This window comes from Microbacterium paludicola (assembly GCF_039529675.1).
In the GTDB taxonomy this organism is placed as follows: domain Bacteria; phylum Actinomycetota; class Actinomycetes; order Actinomycetales; family Microbacteriaceae; genus Microbacterium; species Microbacterium paludicola.
Window position 1 is genome coordinate 267,791 of the sequence record NZ_BAAANG010000018.1, and the last position, 6,075, is coordinate 273,865.

The window sequence follows — 6,075 nt, forward strand, 5'->3', positions numbered from 1 at the left end:
TCCGATGTCTTCTGCACCCGATCCCCGCACCACGACCGCCACCGGCGCGGACGTCCGCGTGCGCTTCTGCCCGTCGCCCACCGGTCTGCCGCACGTCGGCCTGATCCGCACCGTCCTGTTCAACTGGGCCTACGCACGCCACCACGGCGGCAAGCTCGTGTTCCGCATCGAGGACACGGATGCCGCGCGCGACAGCGAGGAGAGCTACCAGCAACTGCTCGACGCGCTCCGCTGGCTGAAGATCGACTGGGACGAGGGCGTCGAGGTCGGCGGCCCGCACGCGCCGTACCGTCAGTCGCAGCGCACCGACCTCTACCTCGAGGTGCTCGAGAAGCTCAAGGCCGCGGGAGCGGTCTACGAGAGCTACTCGACCGCCGAGGAGATCGACGCGCGCAACGAGGCGAACGGCCGCGCCAAGCAGCTCGGCTACGACAACTACGACCGCGACCTCGCGGACGAGCAGAAGGCCGCGTTCCGCGCGGAGGGGCGCCAGCCGGCGCTGCGCCTGCGCGTGCCGGACGAGGACATCACGTACGTCGACCTCATCCGCGGCGAGGTGACCTTCCCCGCGGGGTCGTTCCCCGACTTCGTGATCGTGCGCCCGAACGGCGCGCCGCTCTACACGTTCGTGAATCCGGTCGACGACGCGCTCATGGGCATCACCCACGTGCTGCGCGGCGAGGACCTGATGCCGTCGACGGCGCGTCAGCTCGTGCTGTACTCGGCCCTCATCGACGCGGGCGTGACCAGCTTCATCCCGCGCTTCGGTCACATGCCGCTCGTGCTCGGCGACGGCACGAAGAAGCTCTCGAAGCGCGACCCGCGCGCCGACCTGTTCCTTCATCGCGAGCGCGGCTTCATCCCCGAGGGGCTGCTCAACTACCTCGCGCTGCTCGGCTGGTCGATCGGACCCGACCGCGACGTCTTCTCGCTCGACGAGTTCACCGCGGCGTTCGACATCGCCGACGTCAACCCGAACCCGGCGCGCTTCGACCAGAAGAAGGCCGAGTCGATCAACGGCGATCACATCCGCATGCTCGAGCCGGCGGACTTCGCCGAGCGCATCACGCCGTACCTCGTGAAGGCCGACGTGGTGGGGGAGAACCCGACCGACGAGCAGCGCGCGCTGATCGTCGCGGCCGCGCCGCTCATCCAGGAGCGTCTGCCGCTGCTCGGGGATGCCCCCGGCCTGCTCGGCTTCCTGTTCGCCGAGTACATCACGTACGAGGAGGACGCTCGCGCCGGGCTGCCCGAGAACGCGGTCGAGGTGCTCACGGCCTGTGCCGAGGCCCTCGAGCCTCTCGCCGAGGACGGGTTCGACGCTGCGGCGATCCAGGCCGCGCTGTCGGCCGCCCTGATCGACGGCCTCGGCCTCAAGCCGCGGGTCGCCTACGGCCCGCCCCGCGTCGCGATCACCGGCCGCCGCGTCTCGCCGCCGCTGTTCGAGTCGATGGAGCTGCTCGGCAAGCCCGAGTCGATCCGTCGTCTCGTCGCCCTCGTGGAGGAGCTGTCCTAGCCCGACACGCCATGGCGATCCGTCCGGTTTGGAGGCACCCGCACCGTCGGGTAAGCTAGACCCTCGGTACGGCTTCGGCCGGACGCCCTTGGGGTATGGTGTAATTGGCAACACGGCTGATTCTGGTTCAGTTGTTCTTGGTTCGAGTCCAGGTACCCCAGCTTCAAGAAAACCCCCGCTCAGGCGGGGGTTTTCTCGTTCCCGGTGCGAGTGCCGTCGTCGAGGGGAGTCAGCGGATCGCGCATGCCGCACTTGGCCGGTGATGACTCAGGGGGGCCTCGAATCGCACGGCACAGATCGGCAATCGGGCATCGGCTGGCTCGGATGGGCGGCGTTCGCTGTGACCGGCGTGCTCGCAGCCATCGCCGCCGATCTTCTTCATCGGACAGTGGCGTCCCGCAGCCCGATCGAGGCGTGGCGGGTGATCGAGGTCTGGCTGCCGACCATCGTCCCCGCGCACGCGGGGTACACCGTCGCTCCATGGCCGGCACTGATCTGGGTGACACTGCTGTTCACGCTCGGATTCGCGCTGGCGGCCGTGTCGATCCCGGTTCTCCGTGGCTCGAGGGGCATGGAACGCCGGTGGGTCCGCGTGATCCTCCTGTGGTGCGGCGCGGTGGTGGTCGCGATCGGCGTCGTGGGGATCGCACAGCTCGGCGAGTGGCTGCTGTGGACGGAGCGGGCCGGTGGTCTCGGTGGCTCCTTCCTGCGCACCTTCACCCTTCCCGCGCTGACGGAAGCTGCGCGCTGGGGGCTGATCTGGGGGTGGGGTCCCGCCCTCGTCGCCGTGCTGAGCGGCCCGCGGCATCCCCAGGGACGACACCGAGGCATCCTGATCCTGGCGCTGGTGGTCGCCGCCGCGGTCGCCGGCGCATGTCTCGCCGCAGCCACGCGCGGGGCGGCGCTCTCCGCGACCACCGAGGTGGCGCAGCCTGAGCCGTCCGAGCAACCGGCGCCGGTTGCCACCGACCCGCCGTCGGACGTCGCAGCGACCCCCGCCCCGGACTTCCCCGGACGCTGCTCGGCCGAGGACGTCGTCGTGACGATCGCCGGCTCCGACGCCGCATCCGGCACGCGCTATCTCGCGTTCGAGGCACGCAACGTCTCGGCAGAGGCTTGCGATCTGAGCGGCCTGCCCGACCTCGCGTTCGCGTCCCCGGAGGGCAACGCCATCCGACCGATGATCGCGCCTCGCGACAGCACCTCGACCGGCGGGCCGATCGGCGCAGGCGCAGTGACTCTCGATCCGGGTGGCGCCGCACGCGCCGATCTCGTGTGGCGCGCACCGACGGGACGCCCGAGTGAGCTCACGGTGCTGATGGCTCCCTGGGCGGGTGCGCAGCGGACGCCGGCGACCGAGACGCTCGACATCGTCGACGGCGCCGAGATGACGCTGACTCCCTGGTACATCGCATCGTGAGGCCGCCCACTCCGCATTCTGCCGAATGCGCAACCCCCTGAGCCGAGCGGGCCTCGGGGCCTACCGTGGCGCGTATGGGGGACGCGGAGACGGTGGTCAGGATCGAGGTCGATGTCAATGGGCGCAGCTATGTCCTCGCGCCGGGGCAGGACCCCGAGGACGTGAAGCGGCGCATCCAGGAAGCGGCGCCGGGGACATTCGTGGAACTGGCGCTCGGGGGTGACAGGAAGGTGAGCGTGCTCATCTCGAGCGGCGTGCAGATTGTGGTCACGACGGAGACAGTGGAACTGGATCCGCGCGACGGCGAGCCCTACGACACCGGGTTCGACGCCTTCTGACGGGGTCGCCTCGAGCGAGCCACGGCGTGTTGCCGGTTCAGCCCATGGAGGAGGCACCGAAAACTTAGCCCACGATGTAGTGTCGGCCTTCTAACGAGGAGGCCCGACATGGGACGACTGATCTACGACCACATCGGACCTGCCGTCGAGATCGACGACCGCACGCTCGCTCACCTGCAGGTGGTGATCACGACCAAGCTCCGCCGTCACGAGAGCTTCACGCTCTCCTGGACGCGCCCCGACGAGTTCGGTCGCACGACGATCTGGATCCATCCCGCGATTCCCGTGAAGTTCGACTTCGACGACGCGGAGCCGACGGACCTCAACCGCGCGTGGATCCAGCGCCTGGTCGACTCCGCCAACAACGGAGGCGGCATCATCCTCACGGGCGAGCACGAGGACACGAGCGCGCCCGTCAGCTGACTTCGCAATGCCTCCGGCGCGGTGGTTCGTGCCGGATGCGACAGGATGGCGGTGTGCTGAACACCGAGGATCCCCGCGGCGCGCTCGCGGGCGCCGAGCGGGCCGTCGCCGAAGCCGAGCGGCTCGCCGCGCTGCTGCACGGACATCGTGCGCAGGTCGACGCCGCCCGCCACGCCGTGGCCGCGGCGCGCAGTGAACTGGGCAAGGAAGCCGCGGATGTGGAGCGGCTCGAGCGCGTCTCGTTCGCGCGGGTGTGGGCCGATCTCCGCGGGGACACGGGGGAGCGGCTCGCCCGCGAGCGCGCCGAGCAGCAGGCGGCCCTCTACCGCCTCGATGCCGCGACCGAGGGCCTGCGAGCGGCCGAGGAGCAGGCGGGCCTCGTCGAGCAGCGTCATGCGGCGTTGGGCGACGTCTCCGGCCAGCAGGAGCAGGCGCGACGCGCCGTGGAGGAATGGGTGCTGCGCCACGGCGGCGTCGATGCGGAGACCCTGACGTCGATCCTCCACCGGGTCGCGCAGCTCGAGGCCGAGCAGCGCGAGGTGGCCGAGGCGCGTGCCGCGGCGGAGGCGGCCCGCCCGCCGCTTGCGTCGGCGGCGAGGGTGCTCAAGGAGGCGTCGGGATGGGCGACCTACGACACCTTCTTCGACTCGGGCATCCTCACCGACCTCGCCAAGCGCGATCGGATGGAGGCCGCCGCGCAGGAGCTGAAGGTCGCCGATCGTGCACTGCGGTTCCTGTCGGCGGAGCTGGGGCACATCAGTCAGCGCGCGAGCTTCGACCTCGACTTCCGCGACGGCCTGAGCGCGTTCGACCTGTGGTTCGACGACATCTTCTCGTCCTGGGCGGTACGCGGCCGGATCCAGGACGCGCAGGAGCGCGTCGCCGCCGCGCAGCATCTGGTCGACAGCATCGACCAGCGGCTCGAGACGCAGGCGAGCGATGTCGCGCGCGAGCTCGACCGCGCGGAGGCCGAGCGCCTCGCCATCCTGCGCGGCTGACCCGCGGGACGGCCTTCGCCGACGTCTGACCCTCGGACGCGCGGGCGGATCTAGCGTTGACAGCATGATCAGCTGGTCGGATGTCGCGCCCCTCTTCACCACCACCGCGGTCGCGCACCTTGCGACGGTCGGCGCCGACGGCGGTCCCCGCTCGGTGCCGCTGTGGATCGATGTCGAGGGTGAGTCGGATCTCGTGTTCTTCACCGTCGCGGGGTCGCTGAAGGATCGGAACATCGCGCGGGACCCGCGGGTCGCCATCTCGATCACCGAGCCGGGGAAACCCCTGCACATGGCGACGGTGCGCGGCGGGGTGGTGGAGCGGCTGGAGGGCGATGCCGCGCTGCCGACGGTGGACCGCATCGCGCGGAAGTACACCGGGGAGCCGTACGAGCTGCGGGAAGGGCTCGCGGTGATGGTGGTGCGGCCGACCTCGTGGTGGGCGCTCGACTATTCGGACGAGTGATCTCCCGGCGGGTGCTTGAATGAGCCCGTGGACGAAGCAGCCGAACTCGCGGAGCTGAGGCGCCGGGCGTACGGCCCGGGAGGCGGCATCGATGCCGCGGGAATCGAACGGCTGCGCGAGCTCGAGGGCCGCGCGCAGGCGCCGACGCCGGCACGCCCCGTCGTCGATGCCGGCGAGCGCGCCGAGCTGATGCGCCGGGCCTATGGCCCGGAGGGCGGCATCGATGCCGCGGGTCTCGAACGGCTGCGCGAGCTCGAGAGTCGCGCTCGCGCATCGGCGGACGGCGTCGCAGCCGACGGCGCCACGCCCGCCGCCGCGGCGTCCGCCGTGCACGCGGGCCCCGCCGAACTGCCGTCAGCGGCCCCGGGGCCCGCCCCGGTGGCGAACGGCAGGCGCTGGCCGTGGATCGCCGGCGCTCTCTTGGCCGGACTCCTCCTCGGTGGAGGGCTTTCCACCGCCGTGGCGCAGAGCGGGCCGCAGCCGGATGCCGTGCTGAGGATCGTCGACGAGGATCGTCCGGCGCGCCAGGATGTGCCGGCGGACGCCGTCATATACGAGCGCTATCACGACCTCGACATCCGCTCGTGGACGGATCCGCACATGCAGGGCTTCCGCTGCATCGCCGTTCTGCCCCTGGAGTCGGCGCCATACGTCTGGTCGACGTGTGCGGCGCAGTCCCTCAACGTTGTGCTCGACGGTCAGGTGCACAACGAGATCCAGGACGACGCGTACCCGTTCCGGAGCGAGCGGGTCGGCGATGCCCCTGAGGGGACGATCTTCCGGCTCGAGCTCGTCGGCGACGTCGTGAAGGTGTGGAGGGTTGAACCGCCCGTGCCGACGCCCGCGCAGGCCGGCTAGGTCGTGTCTCCCAATAGTCGGACCCAGGTGAGGATGGCGCAGAGGGTGACGCCGGCGGG

Annotated in this window: 7 protein-coding genes and 1 tRNA gene; all 8 read left to right on the forward strand. The window is 70.8% G+C overall.

Features of this window, described 5'->3' with window-relative positions:
• Nucleotides 1-4: 4 nt before the first annotated feature.
• The 8 genes from gltX to ABD161_RS09640 all read left to right on the forward strand — a co-directional run bounded on the left by gltX (nt 5) and on the right by ABD161_RS09640 (nt 6,016).
• Entirely contained in the window at nt 5-1,516 is a 1,512-nt protein-coding gene (gene gltX / locus ABD161_RS09605; RefSeq protein ID WP_344001879.1) for a glutamate--tRNA ligase, read from the forward strand.
• Nucleotides 1,517-1,605: 89 nt separating this feature from the next.
• Nucleotides 1,606-1,677 (forward strand) — tRNA-Gln (locus ABD161_RS09610).
• 227 nt (nt 1,678-1,904) lie between these two features.
• Entirely contained in the window at nt 1,905-2,936 is a 1,032-nt protein-coding gene (locus ABD161_RS09615) for a DUF4232 domain-containing protein (RefSeq protein WP_344001881.1), read from the forward strand.
• A 74-nt stretch (nt 2,937-3,010) separates the two neighbouring features.
• Nucleotides 3,011-3,274: a hypothetical protein gene (locus ABD161_RS09620; RefSeq protein WP_344001883.1), complete on the forward strand. Its 264-nt coding sequence runs from the start codon at nt 3,011-3,013 to the stop codon at nt 3,272-3,274.
• A 108-nt stretch (nt 3,275-3,382) separates the two neighbouring features.
• The gene (locus ABD161_RS09625; RefSeq protein ID WP_135115245.1) at nt 3,383-3,697 is read left to right on the forward strand and encodes a DUF7882 family protein; all 315 of its coding nucleotides are present in this window, start codon (nt 3,383-3,385) and stop codon (nt 3,695-3,697) included.
• Nucleotides 3,698-3,750: 53 nt separating this feature from the next.
• Nucleotides 3,751-4,695, forward strand: a complete 945-nt coding sequence (locus tag ABD161_RS09630; RefSeq protein WP_344001885.1) for a hypothetical protein — start codon at nt 3,751-3,753, stop codon at nt 4,693-4,695.
• A 64-nt stretch (nt 4,696-4,759) separates the two neighbouring features.
• Nucleotides 4,760-5,158 carry a TIGR03618 family F420-dependent PPOX class oxidoreductase gene (locus ABD161_RS09635; RefSeq protein ID WP_344001887.1) on the forward strand — a complete coding sequence of 133 codons (399 nt, stop codon included), beginning with the start codon at nt 4,760-4,762 and terminating at the stop codon, nt 5,156-5,158.
• A gap of 27 nt (nt 5,159-5,185) precedes the next feature.
• Entirely contained in the window at nt 5,186-6,016 is an 831-nt protein-coding gene (locus tag ABD161_RS09640; protein ID WP_344001889.1) for a hypothetical protein, read from the forward strand.
• Nucleotides 6,017-6,075: the final 59 nt, after the last annotated feature.